Source organism: Streptococcus parasanguinis, assembly GCF_019929185.1.
Taxonomy (GTDB): Bacteria; Bacillota; Bacilli; order Lactobacillales; family Streptococcaceae; genus Streptococcus; species Streptococcus parasanguinis_O.
Genome location: NZ_JAHZPC010000031.1, coordinates 1 through 2,753 on the forward strand (window position 1 = coordinate 1; position 2,753 = coordinate 2,753).

Below are 2,753 nucleotides of genomic sequence, written 5' to 3' on the forward strand. Positions count from 1 at the left end.
TCAGCCAAAGAGAGTAAGAGCCTCGTATTCGAAATAGTCTTTATACCTAGCAGTATCCTGAGTACGGCGGGACACGAGAAATCCCGTCGGAATCTGGGAGGACCATCTCCCAACCCTAAATACTCTCTAGTGACCGATAGTGAACCAGTACCGTGAGGGAAAGGTGAAAAGCACCCCGGGAGGGGAGTGAAATAGAACCTGAAACCGTGTGCCTACAACAAGTTCGAGCCCGTTAATGGGTGAGAGCGTGCCTTTTGTAGAATGAACCGGCGAGTTACGATATGATGCGAGGTTAAGTTGAAGAGACGGAGCCGTAGGGAAACCGAGTCTGAATAGGGCGTCTTAGTATTATGTCGTAGACCCGAAACCATGTGACCTACCCATGAGCAGGTTGAAGGTGAGGTAAAACTCACTGGAGGACCGAACCAGGGCACGTTGAAAAGTGCTTGGATGACTTGTGGGTAGCGGAGAAATTCCAAACGAACTTGGAGATAGCTGGTTCTCTCCGAAATAGCTTTAGGGCTAGCGTCGACATTAAGATTCTTGGAGGTAGAGCACTGTTTGGGTGAGGGGTCCATCCCGGATTACCAATCTCAGATAAACTCCGAATGCCAATGAATTATGGTCGGCAGTCAGACTGCGAGTGCTAAGATCCGTAGTCGAAAGGGAAACAGCCCAGACCACCAGCTAAGGTCCCAAAATAATTGTTAAGTGGAAAAGGATGTGGGGTTGCACAGACAACTAGGATGTTAGCTTAGAAGCAGCTATTCATTCAAAGAGTGCGTAATAGCTCACTAGTCGAGTGACCCTGCGCCGAAAATGTACCGGGGCTAAAACAATTTACCGAAGCTGTGGATACCTTTATAGGTATGGTAGGAGAGCGTTCTATGTGTGGAGAAGGTGTACCGTGAGGAGCGCTGGAACGCATAGAAGTGAGAATGCCGGTATGAGTAGCGAAAGACAGGTGAGAATCCTGTCCACCGTAAGACTAAGGTTTCCAGGGGAAGGCTCGTCCGCCCTGGGTTAGTCGGGACCTAAGGAGAGACCGAAAGGTGTATCCGATGGACAACAGGTTGATATTCCTGTACTAGAGTATGTAGTGAAGGAGGGACGCAGTAGGCTAACTAAAGCGTGCGACTGGAAGTGCACGTCTAAGCAGTGAGGTGTGAATTGAGTTAAATGCTTAATTCTATAACATTGAGCTGTGATGGGGAGCGAAGTTTAGTAGCGAAGTTAGTGACGTCACACTGCCAAGAAAAGCTTCTAGCGTTAATCATACTCTACCCGTACCGCAAACCGACACAGGTAGTCGAGGCGAGTAGCCTCAGGTGAGCGAGAGAACTCTCGTTAAGGAACTCGGCAAAATGACCCCGTAACTTCGGGAGAAGGGGTGCTGGCTTAAAGTCAGCCGCAGTGAATAGGCCCAAGCAACTGTTTATCAAAAACACAGCTCTCTGCTAAATCGTAAGATGATGTATAGGGGGTGACGCCTGCCCGGTGCTGGAAGGTTAAGAGGAGTGCTTAGCGTAAGCGAAGGTATGAATTGAAGCCCCAGTAAACGGCGGCCGTAACTATAACGGTCCTAAGGTAGCGAAATTCCTTGTCGGGTAAGTTCCGACCCGCACGAAAGGCGTAATGATTTGGGCACTGTCTCAACGAGAGACTCGGTGAAATTTTAGTACCTGTGAAGATGCAGGTTACCCGCGACAGGACGGAAAGACCCCATGGAGCTTTACTGCAGTTTGATATTGAGTGTCTGTGCCACATGTACAGGATAGGTAGGAGCCATTGATATCGGGACGCCAGTTTCGATGGAGGCGTTGTTGGGATACTACCCTTGTGTTATGGCCACTCTAACCCGGTAGGTTCATCATCTACGGAGACAGTGTCTGACGGGCAGTTTGACTGGGGCGGTCGCCTCCTAAAAGGTAACGGAGGCGCCCAAAGGTTCCCTCAGAATGGTTGGAAATCATTCGCAGAGTGTAAAGGTATAAGGGAGCTTGACTGCGAGAGCTACAACTCGAGCAGGGACGAAAGTCGGGCTTAGTGATCCGGTGGTTCCGTATGGAAGGGCCATCGCTCAACGGATAAAAGCTACCCTGGGGATAACAGGCTTATCTCCCCCAAGAGTTCACATCGACGGGGAGGTTTGGCACCTCGATGTCGGCTCGTCGCATCCTGGGGCTGTAGTCGGTCCCAAGGGTTGGGCTGTTCGCCCATTAAAGCGGCACGCGAGCTGGGTTCAGAACGTCGTGAGACAGTTCGGTCCCTATCCGTCGCGGGCGTAGGAAATTTGAGAGGATCTGCTCCTAGTACGAGAGGACCAGAGTGGACTTACCGCTGGTGTACCAGTTGTCTCGCCAGAGGCATCGCTGGGTAGCTATGTAGGGAAGGGATAAACGCTGAAAGCATCTAAGTGTGAAACCCACCTCAAGATGAGATTTCCCATGATTTTATATCAGTAAGAGCCCTGAGAGAAGATCAGGTAGATAGGTTAGGAGTGGAAGTTGTGTGAGCAATGGAGCGGACTAATACTAATAGCTCGAGGACTTATCCAAAGAGTCAGAAGATATTGACAACGTAAGGTTAACTTGTTAGAATATAGATGTTCAATTTTGAATGTTTAATCATTCAGAGTTAAGTGACGATAGCCTAGGAGATACACCTGTACCCATGCCGAACACAGCAGTTAAGCCCTAGAACGCCGGAAGTAGTTGGGGGTTGCCCCCTGTGAGATAAGGTAGTCGCTTAGC

2 rRNA genes are annotated in these 2,753 nt (G+C 49.8%); both read left to right on the top strand.

Going from position 1 to position 2,753, the window contains the following annotated elements:
• A 23S ribosomal RNA gene (locus K1I56_RS09905) occupies window positions 1-2,558 on the top strand; the annotation flags it as partial.
• 79 nt (window positions 2,559-2,637) lie between these two features.
• Window positions 2,638-2,753, top strand: a 5S ribosomal RNA gene (gene rrf / locus K1I56_RS09910).